The 23039-nt window shown below is 69.4% G+C and carries 19 protein-coding genes and 2 tRNA genes; 8 read left to right on the top strand and 13 right to left on the bottom strand.

Annotated features, from left to right (window positions below):
- Positions 1-80: 80 nt before the first annotated feature.
- The gene (locus AB0M70_RS06505; RefSeq protein WP_365816982.1) at positions 81-734 is read left to right on the top strand and encodes a hypothetical protein; all 654 of its coding nucleotides are present in this window, start codon (positions 81-83) and stop codon (positions 732-734) included.
- 35 nt (positions 735-769) lie between these two features.
- On the opposite strand, the gene AB0M70_RS06500 is transcribed toward AB0M70_RS06505, so the two are convergent.
- Positions 770-3394, bottom strand: coding sequence for a valine--tRNA ligase (locus tag AB0M70_RS06500; RefSeq protein ID WP_365816980.1), 2625 nt, complete (start codon positions 3392-3394; stop codon positions 770-772).
- 136 nt (positions 3395-3530) lie between these two features.
- Here AB0M70_RS06500 and AB0M70_RS06495 point away from each other — a divergent pair, with 136 nt between their 5' ends.
- The 3 genes from AB0M70_RS06495 to AB0M70_RS06485 all read left to right on the top strand — a co-directional run bounded on the left by AB0M70_RS06495 (position 3531) and on the right by AB0M70_RS06485 (position 6438).
- Positions 3531-4466 carry a hypothetical protein gene (locus AB0M70_RS06495; protein WP_365816978.1) on the top strand — a complete coding sequence of 312 codons (936 nt, stop codon included), beginning with the start codon at positions 3531-3533 and terminating at the stop codon, positions 4464-4466.
- A 108-nt stretch (positions 4467-4574) separates the two neighbouring features.
- On the top strand, positions 4575-5555 hold the full coding sequence (locus tag AB0M70_RS06490) for a hypothetical protein (RefSeq protein ID WP_365816976.1): 981 nt from the start codon (positions 4575-4577) through the stop codon (positions 5553-5555).
- A 22-nt stretch (positions 5556-5577) separates the two neighbouring features.
- On the top strand, positions 5578-6438 hold the full coding sequence (locus AB0M70_RS06485) for a hypothetical protein (RefSeq protein WP_365816974.1): 861 nt from the start codon (positions 5578-5580) through the stop codon (positions 6436-6438).
- 71 nt (positions 6439-6509) lie between these two features.
- Here the strand turns inward: AB0M70_RS06485 and clpX are convergent, their stop codons facing one another.
- From clpX to AB0M70_RS06460, 5 genes are all read right to left on the bottom strand, one after another.
- Positions 6510-7796, bottom strand: a complete 1287-nt coding sequence (gene clpX / locus AB0M70_RS06480; RefSeq protein WP_365816972.1) for an ATP-dependent Clp protease ATP-binding subunit ClpX — start codon at positions 7794-7796, stop codon at positions 6510-6512.
- A gap of 155 nt (positions 7797-7951) precedes the next feature.
- Positions 7952-8632 carry an ATP-dependent Clp protease proteolytic subunit gene (locus AB0M70_RS06475; protein ID WP_363211198.1) on the bottom strand — a complete coding sequence of 227 codons (681 nt, stop codon included), beginning with the start codon at positions 8630-8632 and terminating at the stop codon, positions 7952-7954.
- A 61-nt stretch (positions 8633-8693) separates the two neighbouring features.
- Entirely contained in the window at positions 8694-9299 is a 606-nt protein-coding gene (locus AB0M70_RS06470; protein ID WP_202122057.1) for an ATP-dependent Clp protease proteolytic subunit, read from the bottom strand.
- Positions 9300-9630: 331 nt separating this feature from the next.
- The gene (tig, locus tag AB0M70_RS06465; protein ID WP_365816970.1) at positions 9631-11010 is read right to left on the bottom strand and encodes a trigger factor; all 1380 of its coding nucleotides are present in this window, start codon (positions 11008-11010) and stop codon (positions 9631-9633) included.
- 138 nt (positions 11011-11148) lie between these two features.
- Positions 11149-11225 (bottom strand) — tRNA-Pro (locus tag AB0M70_RS06460).
- 156 nt (positions 11226-11381) lie between these two features.
- Here AB0M70_RS06460 and AB0M70_RS06455 point away from each other — a divergent pair.
- A tRNA-Gly gene (locus tag AB0M70_RS06455) sits at positions 11382-11452 on the top strand.
- A gap of 114 nt (positions 11453-11566) precedes the next feature.
- Here the strand turns inward: AB0M70_RS06455 and AB0M70_RS06450 are convergent.
- Complete coding sequence (locus AB0M70_RS06450) at positions 11567-11761, bottom strand: hypothetical protein (protein ID WP_160505028.1); 195 nt, start codon at positions 11759-11761, stop codon at positions 11567-11569.
- A gap of 630 nt (positions 11762-12391) precedes the next feature.
- Between AB0M70_RS06450 and AB0M70_RS06445 the strand changes: the two genes are divergently transcribed.
- Positions 12392-13654: an acyltransferase family protein gene (locus tag AB0M70_RS06445; RefSeq protein ID WP_365816968.1), complete on the top strand. Its 1263-nt coding sequence runs from the start codon at positions 12392-12394 to the stop codon at positions 13652-13654.
- Here the strand turns inward: AB0M70_RS06445 and AB0M70_RS06440 are convergent.
- The 3 genes from AB0M70_RS06440 to AB0M70_RS06430 form a co-directional block, all read right to left on the bottom strand.
- Entirely contained in the window at positions 13651-14115 is a 465-nt protein-coding gene (locus AB0M70_RS06440; RefSeq protein ID WP_365816966.1) for an HD domain-containing protein, read from the bottom strand. The two genes, AB0M70_RS06445 and AB0M70_RS06440, sit on opposite strands and share 4 nt — an antisense overlap.
- Before the next feature lie 151 nt (positions 14116-14266).
- On the bottom strand, positions 14267-16720 hold the full coding sequence (locus AB0M70_RS06435) for an FtsX-like permease family protein (RefSeq protein WP_365816964.1): 2454 nt from the start codon (positions 16718-16720) through the stop codon (positions 14267-14269).
- 40 nt (positions 16721-16760) lie between these two features.
- Positions 16761-17537 (bottom strand): ABC transporter ATP-binding protein, encoded by a 777-nt coding sequence (locus AB0M70_RS06430; protein WP_365817582.1) that lies wholly within the window; start codon positions 17535-17537, stop codon positions 16761-16763.
- Positions 17538-17851: 314 nt separating this feature from the next.
- Here AB0M70_RS06430 and AB0M70_RS06425 point away from each other — a divergent pair, with 314 nt between their 5' ends.
- Positions 17852-19033 carry a cation:proton antiporter gene (locus AB0M70_RS06425; RefSeq protein WP_363211204.1) on the top strand — a complete coding sequence of 394 codons (1182 nt, stop codon included), beginning with the start codon at positions 17852-17854 and terminating at the stop codon, positions 19031-19033.
- Here AB0M70_RS06425 and AB0M70_RS06420 read toward each other — a convergent pair.
- Positions 19019-20179 (bottom strand): PP2C family protein-serine/threonine phosphatase, encoded by a 1161-nt coding sequence (locus tag AB0M70_RS06420; RefSeq protein ID WP_365816962.1) that lies wholly within the window; start codon positions 20177-20179, stop codon positions 19019-19021. The two genes, AB0M70_RS06425 and AB0M70_RS06420, sit on opposite strands and share 15 nt — an antisense overlap.
- Before the next feature lie 129 nt (positions 20180-20308).
- Here AB0M70_RS06420 and AB0M70_RS06415 point away from each other — a divergent pair, with 129 nt between their 5' ends.
- Positions 20309-21538: a GNAT family N-acetyltransferase gene (locus AB0M70_RS06415; protein ID WP_365816960.1), complete on the top strand. Its 1230-nt coding sequence runs from the start codon at positions 20309-20311 to the stop codon at positions 21536-21538.
- Here AB0M70_RS06415 and AB0M70_RS06410 read toward each other — a convergent pair.
- Entirely contained in the window at positions 21535-22362 is an 828-nt protein-coding gene (locus AB0M70_RS06410) for a DNA-formamidopyrimidine glycosylase family protein (protein ID WP_365816958.1), read from the bottom strand. The two genes, AB0M70_RS06415 and AB0M70_RS06410, sit on opposite strands and share 4 nt — an antisense overlap.
- A 96-nt stretch (positions 22363-22458) precedes the next feature.
- Complete coding sequence (locus tag AB0M70_RS06405; RefSeq protein ID WP_365816956.1) at positions 22459-22944, bottom strand: ribose-5-phosphate isomerase; 486 nt, start codon at positions 22942-22944, stop codon at positions 22459-22461.
- Positions 22945-23039 lie beyond the last annotated feature (95 nt).

Here is a 23039-nt window from a genome sequence, read left to right as displayed (position 1 = left end):
TTATTTCGTGAAGTGTGACACGTCGGCATCACTCGGCGTGGCGGTCCCGGAAACCCCGCCACCGGGGGTCAAATCAGACCATGTGGTATGCCCAGAATCCCGGCCGACGGACCCGCCAACTGCTCGGCGACGGCGCGGTCCTGCTCTGGACCGCGCTGTGGACCGCCGCCGCCGTCGTCGCCTACCGGCTGGCCTGTCTGCTCACCCGCCCCGCGCCTCAGACTCCGGCCCCGCCCATCGGCGACCCCTCGCGCCTGCCCCTGGTCGGTGATCGCGTCGACTCCGCGCTGCGCATCGCCGCGGACGTCGCCGGAGCCGGGGACCCGGTGACCGTACGCGCGGCGGTGATCGTGGGCGCCGTCGTCGTCTTCCTGGTGCCCGTGGGTCTGGTGCTGAACAGCTGGCTCCCGCGCCGCCTGCGCTGGATCCGGCAGGCCGCGGCCGCGCACGAGCTCGCCGCGAGCGACGACGGCCGTGAACTGCTCGCCCTGCGCGCCCTGCTGCGTCCCCTCGACGAGGTCGCGCGGACCGCGAACGAACTCCCCGACGCCACCGCGGGCAGCCTCGCCGAGGGCTGGCGCGGCGGCGATCCCGGCGTCATCGACGCGCTCGCCGAGGCGGAGCTGGTGCGCCTCGGGCTGCACATCCCCGAGAACATCTGCGAGGACATCTCCGGCAACGGGACAGGGCTCACGGAACCGTACGGTCCCATGAGCCCTGTCTCCACCGCGTGAGACGTCACGCGACTGATCGCGTGACGATCGCGTGACTAGCCCTGCGGCAGCCCGTCCAGCTGGGCCTGCAGGCGGGCGATGTCGGCGTCCGCCTTGGTGAGGCGGCCACGGATCTTGTCGACCACGTTGTCCGGCGCCTTCGCCAGGAACGCCTCGTTGCCCAGCTTCGCCGTGGCCTGCGCCTTCTCCTTCTCGGCGGCGGCGAGGTCCTTGGCGAGGCGCTTGCGCTCCGCCGCGACGTCGATCGTGCCGGACAGGTCGAGCGCGACCGTGGCGCCCGAGACCGGCAGCGTGGCGGTGGCCGCGAAGCCCTCGCCCTCCGGCTGGAGCCGCAGGAGCTGACGGATGGCCGCCTCGTGCGGGGCGAGCGCCGTGCCGTCCAGGGAGAGGCGGGCCGGGACCTTCTGGCCCGGCTGCAGCCCCTGGTCGGCGCGGAAGCGGCGGACCTCGGTGATGACCTGCTGGAGCGTCTCGATCTCCTGCTCGGCACCGGCGTCACGGAAGCCACTGTCCTTGGGCCACTCGGCGATCACGAGGGACTCGCGGCCGGTGAGGGTCGTCCAGAGCGTCTCCGTGACGAACGGGACGATCGGGTGAAGCAGGCGAAGCGTCACGTCGAGGACCTCGCCCAGGACGCGTCCGGACACCTTCGCCGCGTCGCCGCCGCCCATGAAGGTCGTCTTGGACAGCTCGACGTACCAGTCGAAGACCTCGTCCCACGCGAAGTGGAAGAGGGCGTCCGACAGCTTGGCGAACTGGTAGTCGTCGTAGAACGCGTCGACCTCGGCGACCGTCGCGTTCAGCCGGGACAGGATCCAGCGGTCCGTCGCCGAGAGCTGCTCCACGGGCGGCAGTTCGCCCTCGATCGTGGCGCCGTTCATCAGCGCGAAGCGCGTGGCGTTCCAGATCTTGTTGGCAAAGTTGCGCGAGCCCTGGACCCAGTCCTCGCCGATCGGCACGTCGACGCCGGGGTTGGCGCCGCGGGCCAGCGTGAAGCGGACGGCGTCCGAGCCGTACTTGTCCATCCAGTCGAGCGGGTTGACCGCGTTGCCGAAGGACTTCGACATCTTCTTGCCGAACTGGTCGCGGACCATGCCGTGCAGCACGATCGTGTGGAACGGCGGGGTGCCGTCCATCGCGTACAGACCGAACATCATCATCCGGGCGACCCAGAAGAAGAGGATGTCGTAGCCGGTGACCAGGACGGAGTTCGGGTAGAACTTCGCGAGGCTGTCGGTCTCCTCGGGCCAGCCGAGCGTGGAGAACGGCCACAGGCCGGACGAGAACCACGTGTCGAGGACGTCGGAGTCCTGGGTCCAGCCCTCGCCCGTGGGCACCTCGTCGTCGGGCCCGACGCAGAGAACCTCGCCCTCCGGGCCGTACCAGACCGGGATGCGGTGGCCCCACCACAGCTGGCGCGAGATGCACCAGTCGTGGAGGTTGTCGACCCAGTCGAAGTAGCGCTTCTCCATCTCCTGCGGGTGGATCTTGACCTTGCCGTCGCGGACCGCGTCACCGGCGGCCTTGGCGAGCGGGCCGACCTTGACCCACCACTGCATCGACAGACGCGGCTCGATGGTGGTCTTGCAGCGCGAGCAGTGGCCGACCGAGTGGGTGTACGGGCGCTTCTCGGCGACGATGCGGCCCTCGGCGCGCAGGGCGCCGACGATGGCGGAGCGGGCCTCGAGCCGGTCCAGGCCCTGGAAGGGCCCGGGGACGGTGATGACGGCGTGCTCGTCCATGACCGCGATGTTCGGCAGGTCGTGGCGCTGACCGATCTCGAAGTCGTTCGGGTCGTGCGCCGGGGTCACCTTGACGGCGCCGGTGCCGAACTCGGGGTCGACGTGCTCGTCGGCGACGACGGGGATCGTGCGGTCGGTCAGCGGCAGCTTGATCTGCTTGCCGACCAGGTGCTTGTACCGCTCGTCCTCGGGGTGGACCGCGACGGCGGTGTCACCGAGCATCGTCTCGGCACGGGTGGTGGCGACGACGATGGTCTCGTCACCCTCCCCGTACTTCATCGACACCAGCTCGCCGTCGTCGTCCTGGTACTCGACCTCGATGTCGGAGATCGCCGTCAGACAGCGCGGGCACCAGTTGATGATGCGCTCGGCGCGGTAGATCAGCTCGTCGTCGTAGAGCTTCTTGAAGATGGTCTGGACGGACTGGGAGAGGCCCTCGTCCATCGTGAACCGCTCGCGGTCCCAGTCGACGCCGTCGCCGAGGCGGCGCATCTGCCCGGAGATCTGGCCGCCGGACTCGCCCTTCCACTTCCAGACGCGCTCGATGAACTCCTCGCGCCCCAGGTCGTGGCGGGACTTGCCCTCCTTGGCGAGCTCGCGCTCCACGACGTTCTGCGTGGCGATGCCGGCGTGGTCCATGCCCGGCTGCCACAGCGTCTCGAAGCCCTGCATGCGCTTGCGGCGCGTGAGGGCGTCGATGAGCGTGTGCTCGAAGGCGTGCCCGAGGTGCAGGGAGCCGGTGACGTTCGGTGGCGGGATGACGACGGTGTACGGGGGCTTCTCACTGCTCGCATCGGCGGAGAAGTAGCCGCGTTCTACCCAGCGCTCGTACAGCGTCCCCTCTACCTCGGCCGGCGCGTACTGGGTCGGCAGTTCGGAGGTGGGCGCTGAATTCTGCTGCTGAGTGTTCTCGGTCACCGGGTCAGTTTAGAGGTGTCACAGACCCGTCCCGAAACCGGATTCTTGAGTAACGGTTGCGGCCGTGCGCCCCATGGGGCTTCGCCTTCGGTCAGGATGTCGGCATCACATAAGCGTTCGGAGGGGAACCCACGCGATGAGCTACAACCAGCCTGGCCCGTACGGCGGGCAGCAGCCCCAGCAGCCCGGTCCTTACGGGCAGCAGCCGGGCCAGCCTGGGCCCTACGGCCAGCAGCCGCAGGCTCCCCAGCCCGGCTACGGCTACCCCCAGCAGCCGCCCCAGGGCGTCCCCCCGCAGCAGGGCGGCTACAGCCAGCCCCAGCAGCCGGGGCCGTACGACCAGAACCAGCCGGGCGGCCCGTACGGGCAGGTCCCGCCGCCTCCGCCCGCGGGTGGCGGCAACGGCAAGAAGACCGGGATCATCATCGGCGCGGTCGTCGCGCTCGTCGCCATCGGCGGCGGCGTGTGGTGGTTCACGGCGGGCAAGGACGACAGCTCGTCGGCGGGGAACTCCGCGGTCGCGGACGACGGCGCGCACAAGCTGGTCACGCCCGAGACGGTGCTCTCCGAGTACAAGAAGAAGGCCGGGCCCAGCGACGGCTTCGACGACGAGGACATGAAGGAAGCCGAGAAGGACGGCGTCAAGAACGGTACGCCCGTGGACGCGGAGTACCAGTCGGGCGACAAGAGCAACCCGCTGGCGCAGAAGATGATCAAGTTCATGGGCGTCTACGGAGAGATCGACAACCCGTCCAAGGTGGTCGACGGGATGTTCGCCAAGATGAAGAAGGAGTCGGTGAACGAGGCCACCGACACGGGCAAACTGATCGGCAGCCCCAAGAGCTTCAACGGCGACGGCGCGGTCCTCAAGTGCCAGGAGACGGAGATCAAGGGCGGCGGCTCCGGCCCCAAGTCGATCCGCATGCCGGTCTGCATCTGGGGCGACAACAGCACGCTCGGCGTCGTGATCCCGGTCGACATGGCGTCCGCCATGACCGGCAAGAGCGCCTCGCTCGAGGACGCCGCGGACACCACGTCCAAGCTCCGCAAGGAAGTACGCGTCAAGTCGTGACGCCCTGACGGCGCCTCTTCGCGCACAGCAGCCCCGGTCACTTCGGCCGGGGCTGCTTCCGTCAGGATGTCGGCATCACATCAGCACACTCACGGGGGAACCCACGTCATGAGCTACAACCAGCCAGGCCCGTACGGCGGCCAGCCGCCCCAGCAGCCCGGTCCCTACGGCCAGCAGCCGCAGGCACCCCAGCCCGGCTACGGCTACCCCCCGCAGGCCCCGCAGGGCGTGCCCGGACAGCAGCCGGGACCGTACGGCCAGCCGCAGGCCCCCTACGGGCAGCAGCCGCAGGCTCCCTACGGGCAGGTCCCGCCGCCTCCGCCCCAGGGCGGCGGCAAGAAGACCGGCATCATCATCGCCGCCGTGGTCGCGGTCGTGGCGGTCGCCGTGGGTGGCTACTTCGTTCTCGCGGGCGGTGACGACAAGGACGGCGGCAAGAAGGGCGGTTCCTCGTCGGTGGCGGGCGGCGGCGCGGCCGACGGCGGCATCAAGGACGACGGGCCGCACAAGCTGATCACGCCGGCCACGGTGCTCACCGAGTACAAGCTGGAGAAGGACGCCGGCAGCGAGAGCGGCATGACCTCCTCCGACGTCAAGGAGGCCGAGAAGCACGGCGTGAAGAACGCCAAGGACGTCGCGGGCCAGTACCAGTCGGGGACCGAGGACAACCCGCTGTCGCAGAAGATCCTCCAGTTCAACGGCGTCTACGGCGACATAGCCGAACCGGAGGACGTCGTCGACGCGATGTTCGGCGAGGCGGAGAAGAACGCCCAGGAGGGCAGCAGCGGCACCGGTGGCCAGAAGATGACGCTGGTCGGCAGCCCCAAGTCGTACAGCCCCGCCGGGCTGGACGGAGCGGTCCTGAAGTGCCAGGAGATGAAGCTCGACTTCGGCTCCTCCTCCACGGCGGGCGCCAGCCAGGGCCCGAGCGAGATGTCGATGGCCACCTGCATCTGGGGCGACCACAGCACCCTCGGCATCGTGATCACCACGGACGTGGCGAACGCGATGGGCGGCAAGAGCGCCGACCTTGACGAGGCCGCGGAGACGTCGGCCAAGCTGCGCAAGGAAGTTCGCGTCAAGCTCTGACGCCGGAGGGGGATCCACACACATGAGTTACAACCAGCCGGGCCCGTACGGCGCGCAGCCGCCGCAGCAGCCCGGCCCCTATGGCCAGCAGCCGCCCGCGCCGCAGCCCGGGTACGGCTACCCGCAGCAGCCCGGATACGGCTATCCGCAGCAGCCGCAGGCTCCTTACGGGCAGGTTCCGCCGCCTCCGCCGCAGGGCGGTGGTGGCAAGAAGGCCGGGATCATCGTCGCCGCGGTCGTGGCGGTCGCCGCGGTCGGTGCCGGTGTCTGGTGGTTCACCGCGGGCAAGGACGGCGGTTCCGTCGCCGACGACGGCAAGACGTACAAGCTGACGACGCCCGCGTCCGTCCTCGGCGGCGAGTACAAGAAGGCCGACTCCGGCGGCGGTGGCGGCATGTCCTCCAGCGACCTCAAGGAGCTGGAGCAGCAGGGCGTCAGCGACCCCAAGGACGTCTTCGCCGCGTACAACTACGGCGAGGGCTCGGCCATGAAGTCCCTCAACTACTCCGGCGTGTACGGCGAGATCGACGACCCGGAGAAGGTCGTCGACGCCATGTTCGCCGAGATGGAGAAGAAGTCCACCGAGGAGCCCGGGAGCATCCAGCTCATCGGCAGCCCCGAGGAGTTCACCCCGGACGGCTTCGAGAACGGCGTCATGAAGTGCCAGCAGGCCGAGTTCAAGATGGGTGAGACCGGCGCCGGCGACGAGGGCGTCCCGAACAGCTTCAAGACGCCGATGTGCGTCTGGGGCGACCACAGCACGGTGGCGTACGCGGCCTACTCCGATGTCGCGGCGACCGCCGGCGGCGCGGACATCAAGCTGGAGAACGTCGCCAGCCTGGTGACCAATCTCCGCGACGACGTGCGCGTCGAGGTCAAGTAGGCGGCAGGCCGAGCGAAAAGGGGCGCCCGGCGATCGAATCGCCGGGCGCCCCTCTCGTGCGAGCCCGAAAGCTACGCGGACTTCTGCTCGCCCGTGCCCGGGCCCCGCGCGTCACGCGGCACCAGGGTCGGGTTCACGTTCGAGTGGACGACGTCCGCCGTGATGACCACGCGGGCCACGTCCTTGCGGGACGGGACCTCGTACATCACCGACTGGAGGACTTCCTCCATGATGGCGCGCAGGCCACGCGCGCCGGTCTGGCGCAGGATCGCCTGGTCGGCGATGGCCTCGAGAGCCTCACGCTCGAAGTCCAGCTCCACGCCGTCGAGTTCGAAGAGGCGCTGGTACTGCTTGACGAGCGCGTTGCGCGGCTCCACCAGGATCTGGAGCAGGGCCTCGCGGTCCAGGTTGTGGACCGAGGTGATCACGGGGAGGCGGCCGATGAACTCCGGGATCATCCCGAACTTCACCAGGTCCTCCGGCATGATGTCCTCGAACCGGTCCTTCTCCTGGAGCTCGCGCTTGGAGTGGATCGTGGCGCCGAAGCCGATGCCCTTCGCGCCCGCCCGCGACTCGATGATCTTCTCGAGGCCGGCGAAAGCGCCGCCCACGATGAAGAGCACGTTCGTCGTGTCGATCTGGATGAACTCCTGGTGCGGGTGCTTGCGGCCGCCCTGCGGCGGGACGGAGGCCGTGGTGCCCTCCAGGATCTTCAGCAGGGCCTGCTGGACGCCTTCTCCCGAGACATCGCGCGTGATCGAGGGGTTCTCGCTCTTGCGGGCGACCTTGTCGATCTCGTCGATGTAGATGATGCCCGTCTCGGCCTTCTTGACGTCGTAGTCAGCGGCCTGGATGAGCTTCAGGAGGATGTTCTCGACGTCCTCGCCGACATAGCCCGCCTCCGTGAGCGCCGTCGCGTCAGCGATGGCGAACGGGACGTTCAGCATGCGCGCGAGCGTCTGCGCGAGCAGCGTCTTGCCGGAGCCGGTCGGGCCGAGCAGCAGGATGTTGGACTTGGCGAGTTCGATCGCGTCGTCACGGCCCTGCGCGCCGCCGGTCTCACCGGCCTGGACCCGCTTGTAGTGGTTGTAGACCGCCACCGAGAGGGCTTTCTTCGCGGGCTCCTGGCCCACGACATACCCCTCGAGGAATTCGTAGATCTCGCGAGGCTTGGGGAGTTCCTCCCACCGCACCTCGCTCGTCTCCGCGAGCTCTTCCTCGATGATCTCGTTGCAGAGGTCGATGCACTCATCGCAGATGTACACACCGGGACCTGCGATGAGCTTCTTGACCTGCTTCTGACTCTTCCCGCAGAACGAGCACTTGAGCAGATCGCCGCCGTCACCGATGCGTGCCACGAGGTGCTTCCCCTTCGCCTGGGAGACGCCACGTTCAGCGACTCCTGGTGCCTCTATCTGACGGTACCTTGCCCGGCCCCCCGTTCGGGCCCCCCTCGGCACGGTTCACTTTGACGTGGACCGTGCCGAGGAACGGCAGATGCTACAGCGCTGCGTCAGACGACCGAGGAGTTGTTCATCTTCCGGGTGGAGATGATCTGGTCGACCAGGCCGTACGCCAGCGCGTCCTCGGCAGTGAGGATCTTGTCGCGCTCGATGTCGTCGCGGATCTTCTCGATCGGCGTCGTGGAGTGCTTGGCCAGCATCTCCTCCAGCTGCGAGCGCATCCGGAGGATCTCGTTCGCGGCGATCTCCAGGTCGGAGACCTGACCGCGGCCCGTCTCGCTGTAGGGCTGGTGGATCAGGACGCGGGCGTTCGGCAGCGCCATGCGCTTGCCCGGCGTACCGGCCGCGAGGAGCACGGCGGCGGCGGACGCGGCCTGGCCCATGCAGACCGTCTGCACGTCGGGCTTCACGAACTGCATCGTGTCGTAGATGGCCGTGAGCGCCGTGAAGGAGCCGCCGGGGCTGTTGATGTAGATCGAGATGTCACGGTCCGGGTCCATCGACTCCAGGCACAGGAGCTGCGCCATGACGTCGTTGGCGGACGCGTCGTCGATCTGCACGCCGAGGAAGATCACGCGCTCCTCGAAGAGCTTCGCGTACGGGTCGTACTCACGCACGCCCTGCGAGGTGCGCTCGACGAAGCGCGGGATGACGTAGCGGGACTCGGCGCTCGGGCCGGTGTACTCGGCCTGGGCGCCCTCGTAGAGGCCGCTGCCGGGGAAGTTCTTCATCTCTGTAGGTCTCCTGAGGAGCGTGGGCTCGGTCGGCTTCGGAAGGGCTGAGCGGTGAGGCTCAGGCTCCGGTGCCGCCGCCGCCCGGCATGCTGGCCGCGTTGGGCATGATGTCGTCGATGAGGCCGTACTCCTTGGCCTCCTGCGGGTCGAACCAGCGGTCGCGGTCCGAGTCGCGGGTGACCTGCTCGACGGTCTGACCCGTGTGGAACGCGGTGAGGTCCGCCATCTTCTTCTTGGTGAGAAGCAGCCGCTCGGCGTGGATCTTGATGTCCGACGCGGAGCCCGCGAGACCGGCGGAGGGCTGGTGGATCAGGATCTCGGCGTTCGGCAGCGCGAAGCGCTTGCCGGGGGTGCCGGCGCTGAGCAGGAACTGGCCCATCGAGGCCGCCATGCCCATCGCGATCGTCACCACGTCGTTCTGGATGTACTGCATGGTGTCGTAGATCGCCATGCCGGCCGTGATGGATCCACCGGGGCTGTTGATGTAAAGGAAGATGTCCTTGTCCGGCTCTGCGGCAAGGAGCAGCAACTGCGCTGTGATCTTGTTGGCGATGTCGTCGTCCACGGCCTGGCCGAGGAAGATGATCCGCTCGCCGAGCAGCCGGTTGTAGACCTGGTCGCCGAGGCCACCACCGATGGAGGGGTCGCCGGCGGCGGAGGGCATCAGATTCGTCACGTATCCACCTGCTCGTCTTACGACGGCGCCGGGCCGTCTCACGTCTTCTTCTGAGGCTAGGGACCCCGCGTGCTCGCCGCTCCGGGGCGGCTTCGGGGACTCCCCTGCCCTCGTATTCATGGACCCTAACGCTCAGCCCCGTCCGGGGAATCCCGCAGAGGCCACTGTTCGCTGTGAGCGCAGGTAGCACACCGCCGGGTGAGGGGCGCCCCGTCGGGGGCGCGGGGTGGTTGCTCGCGCAGTTCCCCGCGCCCCTAAAGGCGCAGGGCCCCAGGGACTCGCGTCCCTGGGGCCCTGCGTACGTGCGTCAGAGCGAAGCTCAGGCTTCGGCCTTCTCCTCGGCGGCGTCAGCCGACTCCGTGGCTTCGACCGTCTCGGCGGTCTCGTCCTCGTCGTCGAGGTCCACGACCTCGCCGTTCGTGTCCTTGACCGTCGCGGCCTCCACGACGACCGCGAGGGCCTTGCCGCGGGCGACCTCGCCGACCAGCATCGGGACCTGGCCGCCTTCGACGACGGCCTGGGCGAACTGGTCGGGGGACATGCCGGAGGACTGCGCGCGACGCATGAGGTGCTCGGTGAGCTCCTCCTGGTTCACGTTCAGCTTCTCCTTGTTGACGAGCTCGTCGAGGACGAACTGCGTCTTGATGCCCTTCTCGGCCTGCTCCTTGGTCTCGGCGTCGAACTCTTCCTCGGTCTTGCCCTGGATCTCCAGGTACTTCGCGAGGTCGAGGCCCATCTGGCCGAGCTGGTGGTTCACCAGGTTGTGCTTGCGGGTCTCGATCTCGTCCGCGAGGAGCTTCTCGGGGACGGGGACCTCGACCAGCTCGAGCAGCTTCTCCAGGACGCGCTCCTGGGCCTGCGTCGCCTGGTCGTACTGCTTCATGTTCTCGAGGCGCTTGCGGCTGTCCGCCTTGACCTCGTCGAGGGTGTCGAACTCCGACGCGAGCTGCGCGAAGTCGTCGTCGAGCTCGGGCAGCTCACGGGCGGCGACCTGGGTGACCTTGACGGTCACCTCGGACTCCTTGCCCGCGGCGGAGCCGCCCTTGAGCTCGGAGGTGAAGGTGGCCTCGCCACCGGCCTCCAGGCCCTTCACGGCGTCGTCGATGCCCTCGAGGAGCTCGCCGGAGCCGATCGTGTAGGAGACGCCGGACGCGACGCCGTCCTCCAGGACCTCACCGTCGACCTTGGCCTCCAGGTCGATCGTCACGACGTCGCCGTCCTCGGCGGCACGCTCGACCGGCGAGGTGGACGCGAAGCGCTCACGGAGCTCCTCGACGGCCTTCTCGACGTCCTCGTCGCTGACCTCGACCGCGTCGACCTCGACCTCGATGCCGGAGTAGTCCGGGATCTCGATCGCGGGACGGATGTCGACCTCAGCGGTGAAGTTGAGGGTCTCGTTGTCCTTCAGCTCGGTGATGTCCACCTCGGGCTGGCCCAGGACGTTGAGCTCGGCCTCGTTCACGGCCTCGGTGTAGAACTTCGGGAGCGCGTCGTTGACGGCCTCTTCGAGGACTGCGCCGCGCCCGAACCGCTGGTCGATGACTCGGGCCGGGATCTTGCCCTTACGGAAGCCCTTCACCGTGACCTGCTGGTTGATCTTCTTGTAGGCCGCGTCGAGGCTGTCCTTGAGCTCCTCGAAGGGCACCTCAACAGTGAGCCGAACCCGGGTCGGGTTCAGGGTCTCCACGGCGCTCTTCACGGTTCGGTCTCCTTGGGGCTGACTTCTTGGGATTGAGCCCGGCTCAGAGACACACGGGCACACAGCTTGCATAGTAACGGCAAGCGGGAGCCGACCCACAATGCGATCTTGCGAGGGAGATCCTGGAAGAGATCCTGCTGGTCGGGGTGGCGGGATTTGAACCCACGGCCTTCCGCTCCCAAAGCGGACGCGCTACCAAGCTGCGCCACACCCCGTCGGTGCGACACGTAGGGTACATGCACCCAGGCAGTGCGGCGCCCGCTTAATCGCGAGTACGTACGGGGTGTGCGGGGAGGGCGTCCGACCCGCTACGATGCTTGCCGTGCCGCGGTCGCTGACCAGCAGTGTCCTCGACGGGCGGCGCGAGCTGTGCGGGTGTAGCTCAATGGTAGAGCCCTAGTCTTCCAAACTAGCTACGCGGGTTCGATTCCCGTCACCCGCTCTGTGGCCTCAGGCCCGGTTCCCCGGAACCGGGCCTGAGGCTTTTTTGTGCACCTGCACAGCGCTCACACGGCGCTCACGGGCAGCGCGGAGCGCCGCCCGTCCCGGGCCGCCCTCAGAAGCTGATCGAGTTGATGGTCTCGGCCACCTCATTGAGGAAGCGATTTATGGAGGGGGCCATTCCGGTTGAGGCGAGGAAGAACCCGAAGAGCACCGCGACGATCGCGGGCCCCGCTTTGATCGATCCACCGCGGATCAGCACGATGAGGATGATCGCCAACAGCAACACCACTGACAGCGAAATGGCCACACTGATCACACCCTAGGTCGGTCTCTCCCCGGCCCGGGGGGTACGACCCCGCACACCCCCGCCAGGACCATCGTGCCACCAACAGGCCATCCGTATGCGGCCGGTGACACATCGTCGGCCAGGGCCACACACGTCCGGCGCGGGTCCGGCACACGGGGATGCCCTTGGGGCGCATGAACACCGCACCTCCGCACGGCAATTCGAAGGCCGCGCACGGCCACTAATTCGGCTTGATCGTTTCCATCGCCACACAACTCGTTCGCCAGAAATTCGAATTGTTGCCGGACCCACACCACCGACTCCACAAAGGCCCAATCAATCGGACATTTCACCAGAGTCGCCTGCGGGCGTTATGCGGCGTTTAAGGGGGATGAGTGGTGACGTACTGGGCATACGACCCGATGTAACTAGGGATGACAGGAGGTGAATCTCCATGTCAACTCCGATGATTTCTGGGTACCCGGACCCCAATACCCCTGATCCGTCTGTGACTGAGAAGACAGCCGAGTTGGGGGTTTTACGAATACACACAAGCGACGCTAGGGTGCCTCAGATGTTCCACGCTGCCACCATCCCCGCAGGCGCAGTGCGGTCCAGGTTCGTCCCACCGAGCTCATGGTGGGAGGGCCTGTGACGAACTCGGTTCAACCGCACGGCCGCCACCGGGCGCCGCTCCCCCCGGCACATGTGCCCGCGGACGGAGTACCCGGCCCCCGCGCCCCCCAGTCCACGATGGCCGCGACCGTTTCCCACGCCCCGGCCGGCACCACCGCTCGACCCGGTTCCCCGGGCCTCTCCGGCTCCACGGGCCACCCCGGTTCCACGGGCAGACCCTCCCCCACGGGTCAACCCGCCAAGCAGCGCGACGCGTTCTTCGACAACGCCAAGTACCTGGCGATCGTCCTGGTCGCGATGGCGCACGCCTGGGAGCCGCTGACGGACGGCAGCCGCGCCGCTGAGGCGCTGTACATGACCGTCTACACCTTCCACATGCCGGCGTTCATCCTCATCTCCGGTTATTTCTCACGCAGCTTCGACATGCGGCCCGACCGGCTCAAGCGCCTGGTGACCGGCGTCGCCGTGCCGTACGTCCTCTTCGAGGTCGCGTACACCTTCTTCAAGCGCTACGCGGACGACGACCCGACGCAGCCGATCAGCCTGCTCGACCCCTGGTACCTCACCTGGTTCCTGGTCGCGCTCTTCGTCTGGCGTCTGACGACCCCGCTGTGGAAGCTGGTCCGTTGGCCGCTGCCGCTCGCGCTCGCCATCGCGGTTCTCGCCACGATCTCCCCGGACATCGGCGACGACCTGGACCTGCAGCGCGTGCTGCAGTTCCTGCCCTTCTTCGTGCTCGGCCTGTTCATGAAGCCCGAGTACTTCCAGCTGGTGCGGCGCCGCGAGGTGCGGCTCCTCTCCATCCCGATCTTCGCGAGCGCGCTGCTCCTCGCGTACTGGGCCGGTCCGCGGATGACGTCGGCCTGGTTCTACCGCCGGGACAGCGCGCAGGAGTTGGGCGCTCCGTGGTGGGCCGGTGTCGTGATGACGCTGGCGCTCTTCGGCTGCTCCGCCATCCTGACCGCGTGCTTCTTCGCGTGGGTTCCGCGCCGGAAGATGTGGTTCACGGTGCTCGGCGCCGGCACGCTGTACGGCTACCTGCTGCACGGCTTCCTCGCCAAGGGCTCGCGTTTCTGGGGCTGGTTCGAGAACTACGACTGGATGCACACGCCGGTCGGACAGGTGATCGTGTCGCTGGTGGCCGCGGCGGTGGTGACGCTTCTCTGTACGCCTCCGGTGCAGCGGATGTTCCGCTTCGCCATGGAGCCGAAGATGGAGTGGGCGTTCAAGCGGGACGCTGCCGCGTTGGCCCGGGAGCGGGCCAAGGCTTCCTCCTAACTCTGCGCCTGCCGAATGCCCAGTAGGGCGCGCATATTGGCGTACTTGGCCGTGAGGCGGGTGCGTGTCGGCCCGTCTAGCTCTGCTAGGCGGGCCGGATCTGCGTTGTGGGCCAGGTCCGCTTCCTTGACCAGGCGGGCGCCGGGGGTTTCGAGGATGCGGGTGGCGTAGGTGGCGGGGGGTTCGTCCGCCCTCTTGGTGAGGGCTCGCACGATGTCCTTCGTACGGGGTGTGAGGGGGGCGTCCTTGAGCCACTCCTCGGTGAGGGCGTTGTCCTCGATGGCGTCGTGGAGCCAGGCCGCGGCGATTTGTTCTGGTGAGCCGCCTCGGGCGCGGACTCCGTCCGCCACGGCTTGCAGGTGCTCTGTGTAGGGGCGGCCCGCTTTGTCTTTTTGGGTGGCGTGGGCTCGGCGGGCGAGGGCTTCCACTTCGGGGAGGGACAGGAGGGGGCTGGGGGGCATGGGGAGATCTTCCCCAACCCCGCCCCTTCCCGAAAACCGTGCCTGCGCCCCGGGCCTACCTGGGGCTCCGCCCCAGACCCCGCTCCTCAATCGCCGGAGGGGCTGAATCTTTCAGCCCCTCCGGCGATTGAGGAGGCTCTCGCGCAGCGAGTCAGGACTTCGTCCTCAACGCCGCCCTCGCCGGCAAGGCCGTAGCCGTCAGGCCCAAGGCCAGGGTTGCTGCCACGAAGGAGCCGTACACCAGCGGGGGAATGTACGGGGGCTCCCCCGTCAGGCCGTTCATCATGGGGATCAGCGTGGCCAGCGCGATCGCTGAGCCGATCACGATGCCCGCGCCGGCGACCAGGAGCGCCTCCCACCGCACCATCAGCATCACCTGGCGCCGCGTGGAGCCGATCAGGCGCAGCGTGCCGAGTTCGCGGCGGCGGTCGAGGACCGTCATCACCAGGGTGTTGACCGCGGCGATGGCCGCGAAGCCGCCCAGTACCGCGGCCATCACGGTGTTCGCCCAGGCGTTGACCGCGCGGTCGGTGGACTGTGCGGTGGCGTAGTCGTCGCGGTCCTGGAGGGTGCCGAGGGCGGTGAGGGCCTGCGGGGCCTCGCCCTTGGTCCAGATCTCCGAGGAGAAGGACGAGGTCAGGTGGGTCTTCAAGTCCGATGCCGGGAAGGTGACTTGAGAGAGGCCGAGGCCTCGGTCGTACGTGGCGACCACCTTCCGTGTCACCTTCGTGCCGTCGGGCATGCGCAGGGCGAGCCGCTCGCCCGTCTTCACGTGCGCGGAGTCCGCAAGCTTCGCGTCGACGGCGATCTCGCCCTTGCCGAGCGAGTTCATCGTGCCCGTCCTGACGCCCAGGTCCTGGACCTCGGCCAGGTCGCGGGGTGAGCCCGTGACGCCCTGCGTCGACGCCGACTCCAGCCAGCGGTCACCGCCCGAGCCGACCGGCACCAGGACGGAGGTCTTGAGGAGGCCCACGGCCGAGGTGACTCCCGGAGCCTTCGCGGCCTTCGTGACCCCGGCCGGGGTCACGCCCGCCCCCGACGCCGTCACGATGTGGTCCGCCGTGATGCCCTCGCGCTGCTGGTCGGCCGCCACCCGGTCCTCGCTGGTGTGCATGAAGACGAGAGTGGACGAGAACGCCATCGCCAGGACGATCGGAGTGATCGCCGAGGCCAGCCGGCGCGCGTTCGTACGGGAGTTGGCCGCGGCGAGCGAGGCGGACGCGCCCGCGCCGCGCAGCGGGAGTCCGAACAGGGCCGCGCAGGCGCGGGCGACCAGCGGGCCGAGCAGGGCCACGGCGAGCATGAACAGCATGACGATGCCGAGCGCCACGTTGGCCGCGTCGTCCCCCGTCAGGGAGGAGGCGATCCCGGCGAGGACGCAGCCGCCGACGGCCGCCGCGATCCCCAGCGGCGTACGGATCCAGCCGAAGCGCAGGCGTTCCACGGAGGACTCGCTCAGGGCCTGGCCTGGCCTGATGCGGGAAGGGCGGCGGGCCGCCAGGTAGCCGGAGACCAGTGCGGTGAGCACGGCGACGCCGACCGCCGTGACGAGCGGGATGAAGGAGAGGGAGAGGTCGAGGGCCTCGGGGATCGCGCCCTTGTCCTTGAGCTGGCCGAACCACCAGCTTGCCAGGGCGATTCCGGGCAGTACGCCGACCGCTCCCGCGAGGGGCGCCACGAGCAGGGCCTCGGTGGCGATGGTGCGGCGGATCTGCCGGGGTGTCGTGCCGATGGCCCGCAGCAGCGCGTACTCGCGGGCGCGCTGGCCGACGGAGAGCGCCACGGTGCCTGCCGCGGTGAACATGGCGACCATCGCCGCGATGCCGCCGAAGGAGCCGCCGAGGCCGGTGAGCATCTCCTTGGCGTAGGCGAGTTCGGAGCCCTCGGCCTCGCTGCGGTCGTCGCCGGTGTGGACGTCGGCCCTGTCACCGATGGCGTGCGCCACCCGGGACTTGAGCGCGGCGTGCGTGACGCCGTCCTTGGGCAGGACGGCGATGGCGTCGATGCGGCCCGGGTGGCCGGAGAGGCGTACGGCGTCGGAGTCGGCGAACCAGGCCGTGGGTGCGCCCTGCTGGCCTCGTACGGTGCCGGAGATCCGGAAGTCGCGCGGCCCGTCGGCCGTGGTGAGCGTGGTGTGCTCGCCGACGGCCGCGCCGGGCGCGGCGAGGACGACCTCGCCGGGGTGCGGGGCGCGGCCCGCGCTCAGCTTCTCGCCGGTGAAGGCCGTGGAGCCCCAGCCGTGCGCGGTGACCCCCTTGCCGCCGGACTGCACCGGGAAGGTGACGTCCGGGACGGCGGTGCGCGCCCCGGGCACCGAACCCGCCTTCCGCACCAGGGAGTCGTCGATCCGGGCCCGGTCGGGCAGGGGCGTGTTCGACTCGGAGCGGCTGTCACCGCTGCCCGTGACGAAGTGGGCCCGCTGGTCGGCGGCCACCACCACGGGGGCGCCCGCGTACCGGGTGGGCGGCACAGACGCGCGTACTCCGGTCTCCAGAAGGATGCCGCAGGCGGACACGATCAGCGCGGCCATCATCAGCGCGACGAACGTGCCCACGAAGGCGGCGGGTTTGAAGCGGACGGCGGCGCGGGCGAGGCCGTTGGGCATGGGGGTTCTCCGGAGTCGTGAAAGGGGCGGGGGCGCGGGGCTAGGCAGCCGCTGTCGCGTACGCCGGGGCCGTGAGCGCCGTCATGCGCGCCGCGATCTGTGCCGCGGAGGCCCGCTCCAGGCGGTCCACGATCACGCCGTCGGCAAGGAACAGCACCCGGTCCGCATAGGCCGCGGCAGCGGGATCGTGGGTGACCATGACGACCGTGGCGCCCATGCCGTCGACGGCCGAGCGGAGCAGGGTGAGGATCTCGGCGGCGGTGGTGGTGTCCAGGGCGCCGGTCGGCTCGTCCGCGAAGATCACGTCCGGGTCCGTGACCAGGGCGCGGGCGATCGCGACGCGCTGCTGCTGGCCGCCGGAGAGCTCGCCGGGGCGGCGCTTGTGCTTGTCGCCGCCGAGGCCCACGCGATGGAGCAGGTCGGCGGCCCTGCGCCGGTCGGGGCGGTGGCCCGCGAGGCGCATCGGCAGCACGACGTTCTGCTCGACGGTGAGCGAGGGCAGCAGGTTGAAGGCCTGGAAGACGAAGCCGAGGCGGGTGCGGCGCAGCGCGGTCAGCTTGTTCTCGCTCATGGAGGTGATCTCCGTGCCGCCCAGGCGGACCATGCCCTCGCTGGGCCGGTCGAGTCCGGCCGCGCACTGCAGGAACGTGGACTTGCCGGAGCCCGAGGGGCCCATGACGGCGGTGAAGCTGCCGCGTTCCAGGGCGAGGTCGATGCCGCTGAGGGCGTGCACGGCGCCGGATCCCCTGCCGTACCTGCGTCGTACGCCGTGCAGTTCCACGGCCCAGTCGGTGCCGCGAGGGGCCTCGCCGGGCATGGGGGGTACCGCCGCACTGCCCTCGTCGGATCGCCTTTTGCGCCGCAGCCCCATGGCCTGGTCCACCTTCCGTCCGTACGTCCTGATCGATACCTCGAACGTACGGATCCGGGGTGCTGTGGACCATGAGGGTCCCCGGCGGACCGGGGGTGGGGAGAACCCCACCTCCGGGCGCCGAAGCCCGTTCCACAAGTCGTTTGGTAAGCTAACTATTGACGCTTTCTTGACGCCCTCTTTGCCATCCGTGTGCGGGGGGTGCGTCGCCGACTACCAGGAGGAACGGGCCCATCGGACACGCAGACACCCTGATAGCCATGGGCGGCGCCTTTCTCGCCGCCGCGGTGCTCGCCCGCGTGGGCGGCCGCATCGGACTCCCCACCATTCCGCTCTTCATCCTGGCCGGGATCCTCCTCGGCCCTCATACTCCCGGCGTGGTCCTGCTCTCCGACCCCCACGACCTGGAGATGCTCTCGGCACTCGGCCTGGTGCTCCTGCTCTTCTACCTGGGCCTCGAGTTCCACATGGACGACCTCAAGTCGGGCGGCCGCAAGATGGCCCTCGCCGGAGGGACGTACCTCGCGCTGAACGTCGGCGCGGGCCTCGGCTTCGGATTCGCCCTCGGCTGGGGCACCTCCGAGGCTCTGGTCCTCGCCGGGGTGCTCGGCATCTCGTCGTCCGCGATCGTCACCAAGGTGCTCGTCGACACCGGACGCCTCGGCAATCCGGAGACCAAGCCGATCCTCGGCATCATCGTCGTCGAGGACATCTTCCTGGCGCTCTACCTGGCGGCCCTTCAGCCCGTCCTGTCCGGCGCCGACAGCCTCGCGGCGGCCGTCATGGACGGCGGCAAGGCGTTCGGCTTCCTGCTCCTTCTCGCCCTCGTGGCGCGCTTCGGCACGAAGGTCGTCGGGCGGCTCATGGACACCCGGGACGACGAGCTGCTCGTCATCTCCTTCCTCGGCGCCGCGGTCTTCGTCGCCGGAGTCTCGGAGTGGTTCGGGGTCGCGGACGCGATCGGCGCGTTCATGGTCGGCCTGATGGTGGGCAGCACGGCGTCCGGCGAGCGCGTCCGCAAGCTGGTGCACCCGCTGCGGGACGCGTTCGGGGCGATCTTCTTCTTCGGCTTCGGCCTCTCCATCGACCCGGGCGACCTGCCCACGGTGCTCTGGCCGGTGCTCGCCGCCGTGGCCGTGACGCTGCTGATGAACGTCCTCGCGGGACTCGGCGCGGCGCGCATCTACGGCTTCGGGGCAGGGCCCGCGGCGAACATCTCCACCACCCTGCTCGCGCGCGGCGAGTTCGCCCTGATCCTGGCGACCATGGCGGCCACCGCGGGCCTCGACGAGCGGCTCTCCCCGTTCATCGCGGGGTACGTGCTGCTGCTCGCGGTGCTCGGACCGCTGGCCGCGGGACGCTCGAAGTGGCTGGCCCGGATCCTGCCGGGCGGGCGCGACCCCGTACGCGAACCGGAACCCGAGCTGTCAGGCGCCCGCTGACGGCTCCCGGCAGATGAGCAGCAGCGCCCGGTCGTCGTTGACGTCCTTGGCGACCGCCTCGATCAGATGCCACGCAGCGCCGTGGAAGCCGCCCGCCACATAGCGGTCGGCTTCCCCGGTGAGGCGGTCGATGCCCTCGCTGATGTCCCGGTCGGAGGTCTCGACGAGGCCGTCCGTGAACAGCATCAGGACGTCGCCGGGGCGCAGGGAGCCCTTCACCGGGTCGAACTGCGCCCCGTCGTACACCCCCAGGAGCGGTCCCTCGGCGGCCATCTGCTCCCAGCGGCCACTGCCCGCGCTGAGCTGGAGGCCCGGCGGGTGGCCCGCGGTGAAGAGTTCGTAGTCGCCGCTCTCCAGGTCGAGGACCAGGTGGATGGAGGTCGCGAATCCCTCGTCCCAGTCCTGGCGCAGGAGGTAGCCGTTGGCGGCGGTCAGGAACGCGTGCGGCGGGAGCGAGCCGAGCAGGCCGCCGAAGGCGCCCGACAGAAGCAGGGCGCGAGAGCCCGCGTCCATGCCCTTGCCGGAGACGTCGGTGAGGACGACCTCCAGGGTGCGGCCGCCGTTCGTGCGGGCCGCGACCACGAAGTCCCCGGAGAAGGACTGGCCGCCCGCGGGGCGCAGGGCCATCTCGCGGTGCCAGCCGCGGGGCAGCTTCGGCAACTTGCTCTGCACGCGGATACGTTCGCGCAGGTCGAAGAGCATCGTGCCGCCGCCGCGCCACGGCACGCCGACCCTGCTGCGGAACTGCGCGATGATCAGTCCGAAGAAGCCGCAGGCCGCCACGACGAGGACCACTCCGGGCGTGACCCGCGAGCCCCCTTCCGTGTACGGGCCGAGCTGGACGGACTCCACGATGAGCGCGGCGGCGGCCGTCGCGTACAGGCCGAGCAGGCTGGAGGGCCGCAGGAGCAGGCCGCCGGCCACGATGGGCAGGACGAGCGCGGCGGGCGCGCACCAGACGGGGTTGACAACGGTGCAGAAGGTGATCACCGGGATGGTGACGAGCAGGCCCGCGAGCGCGATCCAGTCCGAGCCGTCGCCCCGGAAGTAGTCGACCCCGGATTTGCGCAGCCCTATGCGCGCCCGGTGGATCCGCTTCTTCATCCGGGCTGTAAACGTCTCGGCTTCCGCTCGACTACCGTCCATTGCTCCCGGACCCTATCCACCGGGCCTGGCACTTCGCACGGGAGGTACCGGTTGTCCCCCGTCAGGGGCATGCTTCCGGCCCGCGTAAATCCTGTCGCTCCGCCCGCTTCTGCCTGGTAGGCATGGCATATGACGACGGAAATGCGGGAGTTGCGCCAGGAAGACTGGGACGAGTACTACGGCACGCTGGAGCTCGCCTTCGGCGGCGTCGCCGAGGCCAGGGAGGAGCAGGAGCTCTGGAACGCCCTGACCGAGTTCGACCGCTTCTTCGGCACCTGGGAGGGCGAGAGCTGCGTCGGCACGACCGGATCGTTCAGCTTCCGGCTCTCCGTGCCGGGCGGCTCCCTGGTGGACACGGCCGGAGTGACGATGGTCAGCGTCGCGGCCACGCACCGGCGGCGGGGCATCCTGACGTCGATGATGCGGCGCCAGCTCGACGACGTGCGCGCGAAGGGCGAGTGCCTTGCGGTGCTCACGGCCTCCGAGCCCGTCATCTACGGACGGTTCGGGTACGGCGCGGCGACCTTCGCGACCAAGGCCGACATCGACACCGCACGCGTACGCCTGACCGTGCCGGCCGGTACGGATGACGTAGTCCTGCGGTACGCCAAGCCCGCCGACGTCCACGAGGCGTGCGAGGCGCTGTACGCGCGACGGGTGAGCGAGCGGCCGGGAATGCTGGCCAGGCAGCCCGGCTGGGACCGGCTCGGGCTGCTCGACCCGGAGAGCGAGCGGAACGGTGCGTCGCCGCTGCAGTGTGTGGTCGCCGAGCGCGACGGGGAGCTCGTCGGGTACGCGCGTTTCCACGTGAAGCCCGAGTGGGACGCGGCAGGCCCCAACGGCACGGTCCGGCTGCGCGACCTGGAGGCCGAGGACCCCGCCGCGTACGCGGCGCTGTGGCAGTTCCTCTTCGGCATCGACCTGACGTCGACGATCGACGTGCACAACCGGCCGACGGACGACGCGGTGTTCCAGCTCGTCTCGGACGTGCGGCGCTGCCGGATGCAGGTGAAGGACTCGCTCCACGTACGTCTGGTGGAGGTCGGCGCCGCCCTCGCGGCACGCACCTACCGGACGCCGGTCAACCTGGTCCTCGACGTGGAGGACGCCTTCTGCCCCTGGAACGCGGGCCGTTGGCGGCTCACCGGTGATCTGAAGGGCGCGACCTGCGAGCGCACGGACGACGACGCCGATCTCGCCCTGTCCGTACGGGACTTGGGCTCCGCCTACCTCGGCGGCGTGTCCCTCACGTCACTGGCGGCAGCGGGCCGCGTACGGCAACTGCGCCCCGGCGCCCTGGCGGAGGCCACGACGGCCTTCGGCTCGGACGTCGCCCCGTGGCTGCCGCACGGCTTCTAGCGACGGCGCTTGGGGCGCTGGCACTTCGGGCACCAGAACAGATTGCGGGCGGCGAGATCGGCGGTGCGGATCTCGCCGCCACAGATGTGGCAGGGCATGGTGGCCCTGCGGTACACGTACACCTCGCCGCCGTGATCGTCCACGCGCGGCGCGCGGCCCATCGCCTCCGGCGTGTGCTCGGGCCTGACGGTGTCGATGCGGTTGAGGCGTACGCCCTCGCGCATCAGGGCGACCAGGTCCTCCCACATCGCCGTCCACTGGGCGGGCCGGATGTCCTTGCCCGGGGTGTACGGGTCGATGCCGTGCCGGAAGAGGACCTCGGCGCGGTAGACGTTGCCGACGCCCGCGATGACCTTCTGGTCCATGAGGAGCGCGGCGATGGTGGTGCGGCTGCGGGCGATGCGGGCGTAGGCCTCGCCCGGGTCGTCCGCTGCGCGGAGGGGGTCGGGGCCGAGGCGGGCGTGTATCGCCTGCTTCTCCTCGTCCGTGATGAGCGCGCAGGTGGTGGGGCCGCGCAGGTCCACGTACGCGTCCTCGGCGGCGATGCGGAGGCGGACGGTGTCCGTGGGCGGGTTCGCGGCGGCCGCGGTGCCGAAGTTCACCTTGCCGAAGAGGCCGAGGTGGATGTGGACCCAGCCGGTGTCCGCGAAGCCCAGGAAGAGGTGCTTGCCGTGGGCCTCGGCGGTGTCCATCTCCTGACCGTTCAGGAGGGCTGCGCTGTCGGAGAACTTGCCCTGGGGGCTGGTGACGCGGAGAGGGCCTTGCCCTTCGAAGCGGGCGCGGTGGTCGTCCGCGAGGCGGTGAATCGTGTGCCCCTCCGGCACGGGTCCCTCCGGGGGTGGGTGCGGGCAAATCGCCTTGAGGGCTCGTCCTCAAACGCCGGACGGGCTGAAAATACAGCCCGTCCGGCGTTTGATTCGCTACTGCTGCGGGTGATGTGCCGGGATCGCGGGCAGCTCGCCCGTGTTCTCGTAAGCCGCCAGCATCTCGATGCGGCGGGTGTGACGCTCTTCACCCGAGTACGGCGTCGACAGGAAGATCTCGACGAACTTCGTCGCCTCCTCCTGCGTGTGCATCCGGCCGCCGATCGACACCACGTTCGCGTCGTTGTGCTCGCGGCCGAGCGCGGCCGTCTGCTCGCTCCAGGCGAGGGCGGCCCGCACCCCCTTCACCTTGTTCGCGGCGATCTGCTCTCCGTTGCCGGAGCCCCCGATCACGATGCCGAGCGACTGGGGGTCCGCCGCCGTCTTCTCCGCGGCGCGGAGGCAGAAGGGGGGGTAGTCGTCCTGGGCGTCATAGATGTGGGGCCCGCAGTCGACGGGCTCGTGGCCGTGGCTCTTGAGCCACTCCACCAGGTGGTTCTTCAGTTCGTAGCCGGCATGATCCGAGCCGAGGTACACGCGCATGCGTCTGAGTGTGGCACGTCGCGAGGCGGGTAGCGGCGTCCGGGGGCCGGACCACGGCCCCCTTGGTCTGGGCCTTCGGTGCACAAGGTCTGAGC

This window comes from Streptomyces sp. NPDC051214, from assembly GCF_040682375.1.
Taxonomy (GTDB): Bacteria; Actinomycetota; Actinomycetes; order Streptomycetales; family Streptomycetaceae; genus Streptomyces.
This window is presented reverse-complemented; position numbering and strand designations above follow the sequence as displayed.